14 protein-coding genes are annotated in these 15,955 nt (G+C 42.9%); 4 read left to right on the top strand and 10 right to left on the bottom strand.

Annotated features, from left to right (window positions below):
* Window positions 1–12 precede the first annotated feature (12 nt).
* The 3 genes from sdhA to sdhC are packed head-to-tail and all read right to left on the bottom strand — an operon-like array spanning window position 13 to window position 2,507.
* Window positions 13–1,785 carry a succinate dehydrogenase flavoprotein subunit gene (gene sdhA, locus BUA59_RS12175; protein WP_072839975.1) on the bottom strand — a complete coding sequence of 591 codons (1,773 nt, stop codon included), beginning with the start codon at window positions 1,783–1,785 and terminating at the stop codon, window positions 13–15.
* Window positions 1,786–1,788: 3 nt separating this feature from the next.
* Entirely contained in the window at window positions 1,789–2,136 is a 348-nt protein-coding gene (sdhD, locus tag BUA59_RS12170) for a succinate dehydrogenase, hydrophobic membrane anchor protein (protein ID WP_072839974.1), read from the bottom strand.
* Window positions 2,130–2,507, bottom strand: coding sequence for a succinate dehydrogenase, cytochrome b556 subunit (sdhC, locus tag BUA59_RS12165; protein ID WP_072839973.1), 378 nt, complete (start codon window positions 2,505–2,507; stop codon window positions 2,130–2,132). The genes sdhD and sdhC overlap by 7 nt, the downstream gene beginning before the upstream one ends.
* A 571-nt stretch (window positions 2,508–3,078) precedes the next feature.
* Between sdhC and gltA the strand changes: the two genes are divergently transcribed.
* Window positions 3,079–4,362, top strand: a complete 1,284-nt coding sequence (gltA, locus tag BUA59_RS12160) for a citrate synthase (protein ID WP_072839972.1) — start codon at window positions 3,079–3,081, stop codon at window positions 4,360–4,362.
* An 80-nt stretch (window positions 4,363–4,442) separates the two neighbouring features.
* Here the strand turns inward: gltA and BUA59_RS12155 are convergent, their stop codons facing one another.
* Both BUA59_RS12155 and BUA59_RS12150 read right to left on the bottom strand, forming a co-directional pair.
* Complete coding sequence (locus tag BUA59_RS12155) at window positions 4,443–4,673, bottom strand: hypothetical protein (RefSeq protein ID WP_072839971.1); 231 nt, start codon at window positions 4,671–4,673, stop codon at window positions 4,443–4,445.
* Window positions 4,674–5,759: a DUF2066 domain-containing protein gene (locus BUA59_RS12150; RefSeq protein ID WP_072839970.1), complete on the bottom strand. Its 1,086-nt coding sequence runs from the start codon at window positions 5,757–5,759 to the stop codon at window positions 4,674–4,676.
* A gap of 116 nt (window positions 5,760–5,875) precedes the next feature.
* On the opposite strand from BUA59_RS12150, the gene purM reads away from it, so the two are divergent.
* From purM to BUA59_RS12135, 3 genes are read left to right on the top strand one after another with little or no spacing between them, the layout of a single operon-like run.
* Window positions 5,876–6,934, top strand: coding sequence for a phosphoribosylformylglycinamidine cyclo-ligase (gene purM, locus BUA59_RS12145; RefSeq protein ID WP_072839969.1), 1,059 nt, complete (start codon window positions 5,876–5,878; stop codon window positions 6,932–6,934).
* Complete coding sequence (gene purN / locus BUA59_RS12140; RefSeq protein WP_072839968.1) at window positions 6,931–7,584, top strand: phosphoribosylglycinamide formyltransferase; 654 nt, start codon at window positions 6,931–6,933, stop codon at window positions 7,582–7,584. The genes purM and purN overlap by 4 nt, the downstream gene beginning before the upstream one ends.
* A gap of 13 nt (window positions 7,585–7,597) precedes the next feature.
* On the top strand, window positions 7,598–8,338 hold the full coding sequence (locus BUA59_RS12135; protein ID WP_072839967.1) for a DUF3108 domain-containing protein: 741 nt from the start codon (window positions 7,598–7,600) through the stop codon (window positions 8,336–8,338).
* Between the two features lie 26 nt (window positions 8,339–8,364).
* On the opposite strand, the gene BUA59_RS12130 is transcribed toward BUA59_RS12135, so the two are convergent.
* From BUA59_RS12130 to nirB, 5 genes are all read right to left on the bottom strand, one after another.
* Entirely contained in the window at window positions 8,365–8,940 is a 576-nt protein-coding gene (locus tag BUA59_RS12130) for a molybdenum cofactor guanylyltransferase (RefSeq protein ID WP_072839966.1), read from the bottom strand.
* Between the two features lie 14 nt (window positions 8,941–8,954).
* Entirely contained in the window at window positions 8,955–10,004 is a 1,050-nt protein-coding gene (locus BUA59_RS12125; protein WP_232617032.1) for a glycosyl transferase family protein, read from the bottom strand.
* The gene (locus BUA59_RS12120) at window positions 10,001–12,700 is read right to left on the bottom strand and encodes a nitrate reductase (RefSeq protein WP_072839965.1); all 2,700 of its coding nucleotides are present in this window, start codon (window positions 12,698–12,700) and stop codon (window positions 10,001–10,003) included. The genes BUA59_RS12125 and BUA59_RS12120 overlap by 4 nt, the downstream gene beginning before the upstream one ends.
* A 303-nt stretch (window positions 12,701–13,003) precedes the next feature.
* Window positions 13,004–13,336: a nitrite reductase small subunit NirD gene (gene nirD / locus BUA59_RS12115; protein WP_084122393.1), complete on the bottom strand. Its 333-nt coding sequence runs from the start codon at window positions 13,334–13,336 to the stop codon at window positions 13,004–13,006.
* A gap of 4 nt (window positions 13,337–13,340) precedes the next feature.
* Complete coding sequence (gene nirB / locus BUA59_RS12110) at window positions 13,341–15,911, bottom strand: nitrite reductase large subunit NirB (protein ID WP_072839964.1); 2,571 nt, start codon at window positions 15,909–15,911, stop codon at window positions 13,341–13,343.
* Window positions 15,912–15,955: the final 44 nt, after the last annotated feature.

Here is a 15,955-nt window from a genome sequence, read left to right as displayed (position 1 = left end):
TGACACAACTCCTTAGTATGAACGAATTTTAGGTGGGAAAGCTTCCATAGTTTTTGGCGCGAAGTTTACATCGCGCTTAGTCACTTTCTTATCAGCTGGGTGGAACAAAGAATGTTTCAACCAGTTTTCATCGTCACGTTCAGTAAAGTCATTACGCGCATGAGCGCCACGGCTTTCCTTACGGAATTCAGCAGGAATCGCTGTAGCTTCAGCAACTTCCAGTAGGTTCTCAAGTTCAAGCGCTTCAATACGAGCAGTATTAAAGGCTTGACTCTTATCTTCAAGGTGCAAGTTCTCAACACGAGTACGAATGTCTTTAAGTTGAGCCAAACCTTTCTGCATTGCTTCGCCATCACGGAATACACCGAAGTAGAGCTGCATTACACGCTGAAGGTCTGCACGAACCGCAGAAACACTTTCGCCACCTGTTGTGTTATTCAAGCGATTTAGACGAACCAACGCCTTTTCAATATCAGTATCTGCAGCATCCAATGACTCAAAACCTTCATCCAAAGATTTTTTAACTTGAATACCAACAGCACGCCCAAATACAACCAAATCAAGTAACGAGTTACCACCAAGGCGGTTTGCACCATGTACAGATACACATGCAGCCTCACCACAAGCGTAAAGACCATCAACAATCGTCTCTTCACCTGCTTCATTAATTTTAATTGCTTGGCCGCCGATATTGGTTGGAATACCACCCATCATGTAATGACAAGTAGGAATAACTGGAATTGGCTCTTTAACTGGATCAACGTGAGCAAAAGTACGAGAAAGCTCAAGAATACCAGGAAGACGTTTATTCAACGTTTCTTCACCCAAATGATCCAATTTAAGCAATACGTGATCGCCATCAGGACCACATCCACGACCTTCCAAAATTTCAAGAACCATTGAGCGAGCAACAACATCACGACCAGCAAGGTCTTTTGCGTTTGGAGCATAACGCTCCATGAAGCGTTCACCGTCTTTATTGATTAAGTAACCACCTTCACCACGACAACCTTCAGTTACAAGTGTACCTGCACCGTAAATTCCTGTTGGGTGAAATTGCCACATTTCCATATCTTGCATTGGGAAACCAGCACGCAATGCCATACCCACACCATCACCTGTATTGATGTGGGCATTGGTAGTAGATTGGTAAATACGGCCAGCACCACCAGTCGCAATAACAGTTGCCTTGGCTTTTAGGTAAACGGTTTCACCATCTTCGATACAGATTGCAATAACACCAACAACCGCACCTTCGCTATTTTTCACAAGATCAGTTGCATACCATTCGTTCAAGAATGTCGTGCCGCCTTTAAGGTTACCCTGATAAAGCGTATGAAGAAGAGCATGACCTGTACGGTCAGCAGCAGCACAAGTACGGGCAGCCTGACCACCCTTACCGAAGTCTTTAGACTGTCCACCAAATGGACGCTGGTAAATACGACCCTGCTCTGTACGAGAGAATGGTAGACCCATATGCTCAAGTTCAAAAACTGCTTGAGGACCAACAGAACACATGTATTCGATTGCGTCTTGGTCACCAATGTAATCTGACCCTTTTACGGTGTCATACATGTGCCAGCGCCAATCATCATTTGGATCATCACTTGCAATCGCACAGGTAATACCACCTTGTGCCGATACAGTGTGTGAACGAGTCGGAAATACTTTAGTAACACATGCGGTATTCAAACCAGATTCAGTTAACTGAAGCGCTGCACGCATACCTGCGCCGCCGCCACCGATAACAATGGCATCAAAAGAAATAGTACGAATATTTGCCATTACTTATAGCCCCCAAAGAACCTGAACACCCCATACGATGTAAACAAACATTACAAGACCGCATAGAGATTGAAAAAAGAAACGAGCACCGGTTGCTTTAATATAGTCAGTAGAAATAGACCACAAGCCAATCCAAGAATGCATACCAATAGACAAAAGCACCATCAAGCTAAATATACGCATCCATGTAGCTTCAAACAAAGCGCTCCACTGGTCGTATGTAAGATCAGGATTTAGCAACAAATAACCGATAATAAAAACTGTGTATAAAGACAAAACTACAGCAGAAACTCGCTGCATCATCCAGTCATAAAGACCTGATCGTCCAAAACTTGTGATTTGAGTTACCATATCCACACTCCCGCTAACACAATAAGAACCGCAGCAATCACAATATTTGCGATAGCAGCATGACGTCCGCTTTCTAACTCTTCAAAATACCCCATATCCATGAACAAGTGTTTTACACCCGCTACGAAGTGGTACATCAGCGCAGAAACAACACCCCAAATAACAAACTTTACTAGAAAGCTAGTTTGCAGTGCATTAACCACCTGATCAAAACCTTCTTGAGATTCCAAAGAAAGATCGAATGCATAAAACAAGAAAGCCAATCCTACAAAAAGGATGATTCCTGTTACACGGTGAAGAATAGACACGATTGCTGTGACTGGCTGAGATATGGTTAAAATATCAAGGTTGACTGGTCTTTTTTTATTCACGACTTTTTACACCATCTTATCGATTGAATGGTCAATCACGACCCAATGTCTATACGTGCTTACATAAACCTTAAAAAAGAGTAACGTAACCACGTCATAGGCCTACTTTGAAAATCTCATCGATTTGCAAACAAATGTTTAAAAGCGACTCTCTTTTATCCATTAGCATCAGCAAATCAATGAAATCGTCTGAGGCGCAATTATAGACCAGCCAAAAATACTAAGACAAATAGACTGAACAAGAGGTTTTCAATGGTCACCATTCAGCAAATGAATGTAACCATAAGCCGAAACAATAATGGTATAAAATTACATAATTTATTACCCACAAAAAACACATAAAATCCATATATATCAAAAAGATAGATAAAAACCAACTACACCTTGACTTTAGCCCATATTACGATTTTGTCAGATAATTACAAAATTACGCACCACAATGTAAATAGAGTGCAAATGAACAAGATTGACTTTTATAGTCTAGAGACAGTATTTTTTCCGCACCTTCTGGGCTAGATAGAGTCAAACAATAACTTAATAGCCCCGAATCAGAATACGAAGGAGACCATAAATGGCTGATAAAAAAGCGACACTCAAAGTGGACGGGATCGATAAAACTATCGAACTTCCTGTTCTTTCAGGCACTTTAGGCACAGACGTTATCGACGTTCGAGGCCTAGGCGCTAACGGTGTATTCACCTACGATCCAGGCTTTATGTCTACCGGCTCTTGTGAATCCTCTATTACGTTCATAGATGGAGACGCTGGAATCCTTTTGCATCGTGGCTACCCAATCGCCCAACTTGCAGAACACTCAGATTACCTAGAGACATGCTATTTGTTACTTTATGGGGAGCTTCCTGATAAAGATCAAAAAGCCGAATTCGAAAAAACGGTTGGCAAGCACACTATGGTGAACCAATCGATGCACAAATTCATCGAAGGCTTTAGAAATGATGCTCACCCTATGGCTATTATGTGCGGCCTAGTGGGTGCATTATCAGCCTTTTACCAAGACCATATGGATATCACCAATCCGAAGCATCGTGAAATTGCGGCTTTTCGCCTAATTTCTAAAATGCCGACTTTGGCATCGATCTGTTACAAGTACTCGAAAGATCAGCCTGTTATGTACCCACGTAACGACCTATCTTATGCCGAGAACTTCTTGTATATGATGTTTGCAACGCCTTGTGAAGACTATAAAGTTAATCCTGTTTTTGCTAAAGCAATGGACAGAATTTTCATTCTTCATGCGGATCATGAACAGAACGCATCTACATCTACTGTACGTTTAGCTGGTTCATCTGGCGCTAACCCGTTTGCTTGTATTGCAGCGGGCATTGCAACACTTTGGGGGCCTGCTCATGGCGGCGCCAATGAAGCTGTACTGACAATGCTAGAAGAAATCGGTGATGTTGAAAATATCGATGAATATATTGCTAAAGCAAAGGATAAAAATGATCCATTCAGATTGATGGGCTTCGGTCATCGTGTTTACAAAAACTTTGACCCACGTGCAAAAGTTATGCGCGAAACCTGTGACCAAGTATTGGCAGAATTAGGTCAGTCTGATGATCCATTGCTAAAAATTGCAAAACGCCTTGAGCAAATTGCACTAGAAGATCCATACTTTGTAGAGCGTAAGCTTTACCCTAACGTGGATTTCTATTCAGGCATCATTATGAAAGCAATTGGCATTCCGTCCAGTATGTTTACTGTGATTTTTGCTATGTCTCGTACCATTGGCTGGATCTCTCATTGGAACGAAATGATCAGTGGACCATATAAAATTGGCCGCCCTCGTCAATTATATATTGGTAAGCCTAAACGCGATTACCCTGTTAAAAAATAATTCATTAGACTAATGCATTAAAAAAAACCGCGCCAATAAGCGCGGTTTTTTATGTCTAAATTTTGCTTTAGAACTAAGCGTTATTCTTCATCGTCTTCAACTATTTCAGTCACAGTCGAATTACCACACTTAACACAATCACCTTCTATCCAAACTCTATCTTCACTTTCAAACTCCTTAGGGTTAGTCATACCTAAGTCCACTTCCATACAGTGATTACACCAAGTTTGTGCTAAGAAATCGCCTTGCTCCTCCACTGGACGAGCAAAAAAATCTCGCTCTATAACTTTTTCATCCAATAGATCTGTCATTTAATTCACTCCACTATATTGATAAGACACAACTCGATTTGCATCAGGATCTAAAGCATTTAACGGCGCATTAATTAACAACCGACTCAGCGATATACTGTTAAACAATTTTTGCTTGTCACCATCAATTTCAATCGAAAACTCTATTTTTTCACCATCCACTTGGACCAAAGTTACATCGCGAACTACACCTATACTTTCTAAATAGGACTGCACTTTATTCATAATGCTGTAGTTAGTAACACCTACCACTTGAATATTAATCTTGCTAGCTGAGCCACTATTACGTACTGAAGCATAACGAGAAGAAAAAGCTTTAGCCAAATATGCGCTCGCTTGATCAATTAAATCATTAAGATTCTCACCACGTAAAACAAATCGCTCTGTCTCACCATTTTTTAACAACACCAGCAAATTACCACCAACTTGACCTGCGTAATTACTTATTCTCAAAGCAGCCACAGAATCTGTCTGATAACGCTTACTTGCATTCATTATGCTGTCTTCAAAGAAACCCCAAACATCTGATGCAGAAAGACTTCTTTTATCAACATCATCAAGCAAAGGTGCATAGATAGGCACACCTATTTTACTTGTAGATTGTGCTAATTTATTTAATGCATCAGATGGCTCTTTTGAACCAGACAGAGCCCTAACGCCATTATTTTCATTTACCAACCAAACTAAGACAGAAGGTCGATTATCACCCCAAACTGGCAAGTTACTCTGCGACAAAAAGCCATCAATAGATTCTTGATAGAAAGTCACTTTAACTTGCTTACCAGGAACCAGCCCATCATCTGAAGGCAACAACTCGCTAAGCGATGCAACAGAATGCTGCGCCACCCAAGTTGGCGCTTTCTTTTTAGCTTGCTCCAACAGATCACCAGTAATGGCATTTTTATCGCCCGATACTTTTATCAGCACATCTTCAGCAGCCAAACCAAATGCTTCATTTAGCATTTGTGCCTCAGATTGCGTCACTGGCAAGTTAATTTCAGCACTATAAAGCCCCTGAACAGGGACAGCATTGGCTGGCGAAATACAAAAAACACTGATTAGTAGTAAAAATATACGAGAATTCATAACCCTTCCTTCGTTTATTTGCCTATTCTACTGTCTTAATTGCAAAGAACCATAGCCCTAATGCGCCACTATGCTAAAATGCCTTTTTTTCCTCGTACCATGATAAGGCATAGGCAATGACCAAGTCGGATAAACCATCCATTAGTTATAAAGACGCAGGCGTTGATATCAACGCAGGCAATCAACTTGTTGAACGTATTAAAGGCGTAAGCAAAAAAACTCGTCGCCCTGAAGTAATGGGTGGTCTGGGTGGATTTGGTGCTTTGACACGTCTTCCAACAAAATACAAAAAACCCATTCTTGTTTCTGGCACCGATGGTGTTGGTACTAAGCTTCGTCTAGCAATGGACCTTAACCAACATGACACTATTGGTATCGACCTCGTCGCTATGTGCGTTAACGATCTAGTAGTAGCTGGTGCTGAGCCACTATTATTCCTAGATTACTACGCAACTGGCAAGCTAGATGTTGATGTGGCTGCAAACGTTGTGACAGGCATTGGTGAAGGCTGCCTACAAGCAGGCTGTGCACTTGTTGGTGGTGAAACCGCCGAAATGCCTGGCATGTACCATGACGGCGATTACGATCTAGCTGGCTTTTGTGTTGGCGTGGTTGAAGAAGAAAACATCATTGACGGCAGCAAAGTAAAAGCTGGCGACAAATTGATTGCTTTAGGCTCATCTGGCCCACATTCAAACGGCTACTCACTTATTCGTAAAATCCTTGAAGTAAGCAAAGCGGATCTTAATCAAGATATCGACGGTGTTGCTTTGAAAGATGCGCTAATGGAGCCAACTCGTATTTACGTCAAATCCATTCTTAAGTTAATGGAATCCATTTCTGTGAATGCACTAGCTCACATTACTGGTGGCGGCTTACTTGAAAATATACCTCGCGTTCTTCCTGAAGATGCAGCAGCTCGTATCGACGCAACTAGCTGGAAACGTCCTGCTGTGTTTGATTGGTTGCAAGAACAAGGAAATGTTAAGCAAGAAGAAATGTACCGTGTTTTAAACTGCGGTGTCGGCATGGTACTTTCTATTGATGCAGCAAAAGCAGACGAGGCATTGGCCATTCTGAAAGCTGAAGGTGAAAATGCTTGGATCATCGGTGACATTTGCCCTCGCAACGGCGGAAAAGAGGTTTTAATCTCTGATCTAGAAACGCAGGCATGAGTTATCCGATCGTTGTCTTAATTTCTGGCAGCGGCAGCAACTTGCAAGCTTTGATAGATCAAAGCTTGCAAGGACTACTCAATATCAAGATCTGCGCTGTTATTAGCAACAAAGCAGAAGCTTATGGTTTAGAGCGTGCCAAGCTAGCAGGCATTCCAACGCACACACTTAATCATAAGTCGTTTGATAGTCGAGAAGAATTTGATACTGAGCTGCAAGCGCTTATCGATCAATACCAACCAAAATTGGTTGTTCTCGCTGGTTTTATGCGTATTCTAACTGAAACCTTTGCGAAACATTTTGAAGGTAGAATGCTAAACATTCACCCTTCTTTGCTTCCAAAGTACAAAGGCTTAAATACGCATCAGCGTGCTATTGATGCAAACGAAAAAGAGCATGGAGTATCGGTACACTTTGTTAGTCCAGAACTAGATGCTGGCGCTGTTATTCTTCAAGCGAGTACAGTAATAGCGCAAGAAGAAACAGCAGAAACTTTAGCTAGTAAAGTTCACTGTTTAGAACATATTATCTACCCACTAGCGGTTAAATGGTTCAGTGAAGAAAGATTAACATTCCATGACGGAAAGGCTTTTTTTGATAAGAATGCACTGCCTGAAAGCGGCATTTTATATAACGAAGCACTAACATGATGTAGGAGAAAGTATGAGAACTCGTAAAATTCCAATGTTTTTAATGGCCATTTTTATGAGTATTCCCATACTTTCTTTTTCTTCAATAAAAGCAAATGCTACTGAAACAAAACCACAAGAAACCTTCCTGAAACCTTACTCTGCTGTTTACAGCACAATCTGGAAAAAAGGCATTAGCCTAAAAGTGGAAGGCAAACAGACCTTATCTAAAAAAACAGACAATTCGTGGCAGTTTGTATTTACAGCAGACAGCATGATCGCCTCGCTTAATGAATCATCAATTTTCTACGTTGAAGACCATCAAATAATTCCTGCCAAATACGAATATCATAGCTCGGCTCTAGGAAAAAAAAGAAGCGCGGTACTCACTTTTGATTGGGAAAACAAGCTTGTCCATAATGATGTAAAAGACAAACCTTGGAACCTTACGATACCACCCAAAACATTAGACAAACTATCTATTCAGTTGCAAGTTAGACAAGATCTCAAAATGGGTAAAAACGAATTCGACTATCAGATTGCCGATGGCGGTTACATTAAAAACTGGCGCTTTGAACGTGAAAAAATGGAAACCATCGACACTAAGCTTGGCCGAGTCTCTGCAATTAAAATCATCAGAACCGATAATCTAGAAAAAGGTAAAAGAACCTCTTTTTGGTTTGTGCCAAAATTTGACTATTTACTGGTCAAAATGGAGCATAAAGAAGACGGTGAGTCTTATCGCCTAGATATCGAATCCATGAGCCAATCCTAAGAGATACATACCAACATAAGCAGAGCTTAGGCCAACTCGTCAGGTGTATTAACATTGAGTAACTCTGCAGCATTGTCCCAAGCAACAGACTGACAACCAAACATATCATAAAAGCCTAATACGCTGTAACGTTGCCCCTCTCCTAAAAAGCACTTAAGGGCAGCAAACGCAGTTTCAACAGGTAAGATAGCATGCAAAGGATGAGCCCCCGAAGTTCCTCTTAAATAATAGATTCTCTCTGGTGACAATAAGCTGGCTTCTTTTAGTTTTGCAAAAGCTTCACAGCTAATGCGAGGCGTATCGCAAGGTGAGATCAATAAATGCGATGTTTTAGCAAAGGCCAAACAAGTTAATAAGCCAGACAAAGGCCCTTTTCCTTGATGACATAGCTCATCGACAACTACTTCATAACCAAGCTTTGCATAAGCTTCAAAATTTCGGTTGGCATTAATAAACACTCTTTCAGCAACCTGCTGTAAAGCTCGCCCTACTGACAAGGCCATAGGCTCATTCTGAAACAACAGCAAACCTTTGTCCTGACGCGACATTCGCTCTGCTTTTCCACCAGCTAACACCGCCGCCGATAAGGATATAAACGCCATATCACTTTCTCTTTCTACAAAATCGAATCAAAATACCCTTTATCTCTTCTAGCCCATATATCATCAGCCAAAACAAGGCACTCTTCATGAGACGAAACGCCATAAAGAAGCCCTGCCACTGACGCAACGGTTTGTCGCACAGCTTGCCCACCAAACTGATCAAGCTGATCACCGCGCCAATGATCTGTCAATCGAGACAGATCTAAATTATCTTTTAATCGCTTATGCTCTTTCTCAGCCTTTGGCCAATCTGACCAAGTCGCCATACCATCTTGCCATTTCCCTAAAGTGACATCTCGTTCTGGATTTACTTCTGCTTCACCATTACCACCACGAAATACTAACACAGACGCATCACCTAACTGTTCGCAAGCAGCTAGATGCAACTGATCATAACCACGGTGAAACACACCATGAACACTGTTATTGGCAAAAAACGGATTCATCATACGCACCACAGTATTTACTGGTGAACGTAAACCCAAAACATATTTAAGGTCCATCATAGCGCCTAACGATTCATCTATCTCAGCCAGTGGCATATATGCAAAGTGGCTTGTCTCAAGCTCGTGTTTTAGCTGACCCTTGGAATTACATACGACCAAGCCCAATTTACTGATGGCATGCTCCACATACATTCGGTTTTCCCCATCAAACATATGGCCATGCATCACAATATTCACGCCCGTATTAGCGAGCGCGAGAGCTGCTAGTAAAAACCAAGGCAATTCATTACGTTTGCCAGCATAAGCAGGCCAATCTAAATCGATGTTTATGCCCAGAGGTTGTTTTTTTAATAAGTACTGCCTGGTCGCTTTGGTAAAACCAACCGTTTCTTCAACAGTCTCTTCTCGTATCCGAATTAGCATCCAGAAAGCCCCCGACTGTTCTGGCGCTACATTGCCGGATAACATCAAACTCATGGCGTGCTCGGCTTCTTCCAATGTTAGACTGCGCGCGCCTTTCTTTCCACGACCTAAGATTTTTACATATTGAGTGAAGTCGTTACTCATTCTGATGGTTGTGCTAGTAGTTGCTTTACTAGTAGTCGCTCTGTCAGTCATGCTGATAACTCCGTCACAATGGGAATAAATCGTTTTAATTCAGGAAGACAAGAGCCGCAGTTGGTGCCACATTTAAGCTTGACTCCCAACGCATCAACAGAACAAACACCTGACGCAATCGCTTTTTCTATTTGCTTGCTGCCAACTTGATAACAAGAACAAATAATCTCACCTTTATCTTCAATGTTTGCTGGAGTGCCCACCAAAATAGCCAAACGATCTTGTATTGATAACGACGTATCTATCGCCAACTTAGAGATTAACCAATCAGCCATGATGGATTCAGGTTGCGGATGCATATACACAAGCAAGGTCAGTGTTTGGTCAATCAGTTTTGCCAATCGAATTTGCTGTGTAAGCGGATTCGAATACTCCAGCCATTCTGCTTTTTCAGCTGAATCTTGACTCTGTTCTACATCTATCGATTTAAGCGAAGCTTGCGTTTGTCCATTAGGCCAAACCACTTCGTAGTGATAGCCTTGCTCGGAAGGCACTTGGCACCAATATAGACAGTCAGATAATACAAGTGGTGCAGCCGAAACAATCACCCCATAACAAATATCTGTGACTGCTTCGAGCTGTACCTGGGCATGTTTTGATTCCGGCTGACCTGATAACGGATCAACTACTTGCGGGATAAGATTCGATACCACAGACGCATTGGCAAATTGTTGAGTCCAATGAATAGGCGCAAATACATTGGCAAAGGCAACCGCTCGACTCAGTTTAGCTTTTAACAAAACCTCTCCGTAAGGCGAAGTAAGACGTACCAAGGCTTTATCTTCGATACCAAGACGTTTCGCATCTTTGGGATGAATTTCCACATAAGGTTGCGCGGTATGCTTAGCCAAAGACGCCGCATCTCCCGTCCTTGTCATGGTATGCCACTGATCTCGCACTCGTCCGGTATTTAATGTAAAAGGCCATTCTTGTGAAGCTTGGTTCTTTGGCAAACTTGGTGTAATCGCAATAAATCGTGCTCGACCGTCGGGTGTAAAAAAACGCCCATCCTTAAACATACGCTTGGTGCCTTCTGGCCGACCTTTTGGCACAGGCCATTGCACTGGTATCAAAGAGTCGTATTCAGCTTTGGTTATCTGAGCAAAGTGACCAATATCGAAATCGCGCTTGCCATTGTTTTCAAACGTCGATAAAGCCGCGTGCTCAGCAAAGATCTCATGAACATTTTGATATGAAAAAGCAGCAGAAAAACCAAGACTTTTTGCCACTTCACAAATCGCCCACCAATCGTGTTTAGCATCACCCACTGCAGGTAATAAACCTCGTTGACGAGAAATACGTCGCTCCGAATTCGTTACCGTACCGTCTTTTTCACTCCAACCTGTTGCAGGAAAAAGCACATCAGCCATGGCCGTTGTGTCAGTATGCGCTTTGCAATCACTAACAATCACTAGCTCGCATTTTTCCAGCGCGCGTCGAACCTGAGCGGTATCTGGCAAACTCACCATAGGATTGGTCGACATAATCCACACAACCTTGACTTTCCCCTCTTCCATGGCTTGAAATAAGTCGACAGCTTTCAAGCCATTTTCTGTTGCCATATTGGGTGCTTGCCAAAAACGCCGCACCAGATCCAGCGCTCCTGGCGTAGCGAAATCCATATGAGCAGCTAGCTGGTTCGCCAAGCCACCCACTTCCCGCCCGCCCATAGCATTTGGCTGACCAGTAATAGAAAAAGGCCCAGCGCCTTCTTTGCCAATACGCCCCGTGGCCAAATGACAATTAATAATCGCATTGCATTTATCAACACCTGACGAAGACTGATTCACCCCTTGAGAATAAAATGTGATTGTCTTTGCTGTGTCGCGCCACCAGCAGGCTAAACTTGTTAAATCTTGCTCACTAACAGCACAAAAATCAGCTGTAAAAGAGAGACTCAGTGTCGATTCATTCGCTTGTGCCAAGGCGAGATCGAATCCATTGGTGTGGTTCGCAATAAAGTCATCATCCAAAATGCCAGATTGAACAGAATCACTTAATAAAAAGGAAAAAATCGCCGCGTCGCTTCCTGGCTTAATCGCCAAATGCAAATCCGCAATATCGCAAGTCGCGGTTTCTCGTGGATCGATCACCACCACTTTCATATTCGGTCGTTGCTGTTTAGCTGCTGCAATTCGCTGATATAAAATCGGATGTGTCCAAGCCGCATTTGATCCAACCATAATAAGTAAATCACAGCGCTCGAGATCTTCATAATTACAAGGAACAGTGTCCGAGCCAAAAGCGCGTTTGTAGCCGACCACCGCAGATGCCATACACAAACGAGAATTGGTATCAACGTTGGCTGTACCGATAAACCCTTTAGCGAGTTTATTCGCCACGTAATAATCTTCAGTAAGAATCTGACCAGAAAGATAAAAAGCAAAAGCATCAGGACCATGATCTTTTACGACTTGAGCAATTTTCGCACTCACTGTTTCAATAGCCGATTCCCAAGCAACAGGATGACCATCAACCATGGGCGTTAATAAGCGATCATCTGATTGAATGGTTTGCGCAAGACTGCTGCCTTTCACACACAAACGACCAAAATTCGCAGGATGATCTTCATCGCCAGAAACAGGTGGAACCGCTTCGTTTGTAGAGCATGGAAGCGTTAAGGTGACGCCACATCCAACGCCACAATATGGACAGGTCGTTTTCCCGCTTGTTGCTGTCTTCATTGTTGCCGTCATGCAGCTTCCTCGCACTTTTTATATTTTTTAAAAACAAAAAAAGGCCCAATCACTTTTCTAAAAAAGTGATTGGGCCCCGTTGCCTTTTGTAATATCTGTATGCTTTATGTGTAAGCCATCATCGGTTTACGGTGCATCAGTTATCCTAGATAAAGCAATAAGCAAGCCAACTCTGAAAACACTTATAAAATAGATCATGCCTTGCTCCCTCTGGGTTGGCAGTTAAGTTGTCCAGAAAGTTCTACCTACCAATCACCCAACAAAGCGCCTAAACAGTGCAGTCGTGCAATACTATGCACCGTTTTAATTGACGGCAATAAACACTTCACCGCCTTCAAGTTTTGCCAGCCAATGAGGCACACTAATATCTTCCTCAAGGCATTGACCCGACGCCAATACAAAATGCTGTTTGTACAAAGGGCTAGCCACAACCCATTGCTCTTGCAGGTGAGCAACCAAACCTCTGGACAAGACATTGGCCTTGCCAACAGGATCCCAATTTCCAATGGCGAATACTTGATTGTCGGATTCAGGAACATAGAAGATGGCCACTTGTTCGCCATTCACTATGGCGGCAACACCAGCGCCTTCTACCAAATCCTCTTTCTTACAGATTAATTTCCATGGCATCGTCATCGTATTAGCCCACCTTCGCAATTAATTGCTGTTTTTCTAATTCTGTTGCTGGACGCATTTGATCGCGCTCTTCAACGAATACCACATTGTTATCACTTCCCTCATAGTTCACAAATTGACGGAAAGTCTTTAATGCTTCAGGATCTTCTAACGTGGTTTTCCATTCGCATTGGAAAGTATCGACAACGTGCTGCATACGAGCTTCAAGTTCGCCACACAATCCTAGCTTGTCATGAATCACCACATCTTTAAGATAGTCCAAACCGCCTTCCAGTCCGTCCATCCAAACGGAGGTACGCTGCAATCGATCCGCAGTTTTGGTGTAAAACATCAATACGCGGTCGATGTATTTCACCAAGGTTTCATCATCTAAATCTTTGGCAAATAAATCACCGTGGCGTGGCTTCATACCGCCGTTACCACACACGTATAAATTCCAACCACCTTCCGTTGCGATCACACCGATGTCTTTACTCTGAGCTTCAGCGCATTCTCGTGTGCAACCAGATACTGCGAATTTGATCTTATGTGGCGAGCGCAAGCCTTTGTAGCGATTTTCCAGATCAATCGCCATCTTCATGCTGTCATTCACACCATAGCGACACCAAGTGCTACCGACACAGGACTTCACCGTACGCAAGGATTTACCATAGGCTTGGCCCGTTTCAAATCCGGCTGCGATTAACTTTTCCCAAATTTCAGGCAATTGTGGCAAGGTGGCACCAAACAAATCGATACGCTGACCACCCGTTATCTTGGTGTATAAACTATATTCTTTTGCCACTTCACCCAAGACGATCAATCTATCTGGTGTTATTTCCCCACCAGGAATTCGCGGTACGATGGAGTAAGTTCCGTCTTTTTGCATATTGGCAAGGAAGCGATCGTTAGTATCTTGCAAACTGATGTGTTCTTTTTTCAACACATAATCGTTCCACACACTCGCTAGAATAGAACCAACAGCGGGTTTACAAATTTCACAACCGTGACCTTTGCCATGCGTTTTTAATAACTCATTAAAGGTTTTGATTTCGCCAATTTTGACTAAGTTATATAAATCTTGGCGTGTGTAAGCAAAGTGCTCACAAATATCTGTACTGACTTCGACACCTAAAGCCAACAACTCATTGTCGACAACTTTTTTCAATAACGCCGCACAACCACCACAACCTGTCGCCGCTTTAGTTACGCCTTTCACATCACCGACTGACAAGGCACCACTACAAACAGCGTCACTAATGTCTTGCTTAGACACGTTATGACAACTACAAATAGAAGCTGTCGCTGGCAAAGCATCCACACCTAAGCCAACTGGTGCATCACCCATAGCGGGCAAAATAAGCGCTTGCGCTTGTTCCGGTAAATCAATGGCATTGAGATAATATTGCAGCAAGGTGTCGTAATAACTGTTATCGCCCACCAAAACAGCACCTAATAGCTTCTTGCCGTCTTCAGATACCACCATTTTTCGATAGCTCTGGCTAATTTCATCTTGATAAACGAATACTTTGCAGCCTTGAGATTGAGCATGAGCATCGCCAACCGAACCGACGTCACAGCCTAAAAGCTTCAATTTCGTACTCATGTCGGCGCCAGTGAAAGTCACGCCTGCATTTCCTAATAAATGAGCTAACAAATGCCCAGCGGCAGATTTGGCCATCGCGTAACCCGGTGCTACCAAGCCAAAGATACGATTATTCCAAAGCGCACACTCGCCAATGGCATAAATGTCTTCATCACTGGTTTGGCAGTGATTGTTCACACAAATGCCGCCACGTTCACCTACCGTCAAACCAGACTGATGCGCCAAAGCATCCTGTGGTCGAATACCAGCAGAGAATAAAATCAGATCTGTTTCAAGGTGAGAACCATCAGCAAAGTTCATCCGGTGGAAAGCGCTCTCGCCATCGACAATCTCTTTGGTCGCTGTGTCGGTATACACCTTCACATCTAAGCCTTCGATCATTTCCTTAAGAACCGAACCGCCCTTTTCATCCAGCTGGACTGGCATTAAACGTGGCGCAAACTCCACTACGCTGGTTTCTAAACCAAGATTTTTTAGCGCATTGGCAGCTTCTAATCCTAGCAAACCACCACCGACAACCGTGCCTCGTGTCACTTGTTTCGCACAGGCTCTGATAGCGTCTAAATCGTCGAGAGTACGATAAACAAAAGTGTTCTCACGGTTATGCCCCGGAATGGGCGGAACAAAAGGATAAGAACCTGTTGCAAGGACAAGTTTCTCATAAGATAGAGAGTCGCCATTTTGTAATAACAATTGCTTAGCAGCACGATCGATCTCGGTCACCAAGCTGTTAGTAAAATAGCGCACACCGTGTTCGTTATATAAAGAGCCATCGGTCATTGCCAAATCCGCCGCGCCTTTGCCAGTAAAATACTCACTTAGATGTACGCGGTCATAGGCTAAATACGGCTCTTCACCAAAAACAGTAATATTAAATTCTTCATGACCACCTTGAGCGATCATTTGCTCAACAAAATGGTGACCGACCATGCCATTGCCAATGACAATGAGATGAGGTTTTGTGGTAAGAAAAGACACAGTTGACGTCATTATATTCCCCTTGCTGTAACCCTTGTTTATGTAGCATGCCTTAC

The organism is Marinomonas polaris DSM 16579, from assembly GCF_900129155.1.
Classification (GTDB): domain Bacteria; phylum Pseudomonadota; class Gammaproteobacteria; order Pseudomonadales; family Marinomonadaceae; genus Marinomonas; species Marinomonas polaris.
This window is presented reverse-complemented; position numbering and strand designations above follow the sequence as displayed.